The 235-nt window shown below is 29.4% G+C and carries 1 protein-coding gene; it reads left to right on the top strand.

The features are described from left to right. Nucleotides 1–59: 59 nt before the first annotated feature. On the top strand, nt 60–235 hold a 176-nt coding region (locus tag BN899_RS21045), incomplete at its 3' end, for a mechanosensitive ion channel domain-containing protein (protein ID WP_042278462.1).

Raw genomic sequence — 235 nt, 5'->3', positions numbered from 1 at the left:
TTGTTAAGGTCTCTTAATTGATTAATTGCAGAGTTAATATCATTTACTTTATCTCCTAATTGTTTGGATCTTTAGTTACAGGGGCTAGTATAGTTGGTTTAATAGCTGGGGTAGCGTCTCAAAGTATATTAAAAGATATTTTCAATGGATTTTTTATATTATTTGAAAAACAAGTTCAAGTTGGAGACTTTATTGTACTTAATGAAGAATTCAGAGGTAGAGTAGAAGAAATTGG

It is taken from the genome of Faecalimicrobium dakarense (assembly GCF_000499525.1).
GTDB classification, from domain to species: Bacteria; Bacillota; Clostridia; order Peptostreptococcales; family Peptostreptococcaceae; genus Faecalimicrobium; species Faecalimicrobium dakarense.
Note: the sequence above shows the minus strand (reverse complement) of the source record. Positions and strands in the feature narration are given on the sequence as shown.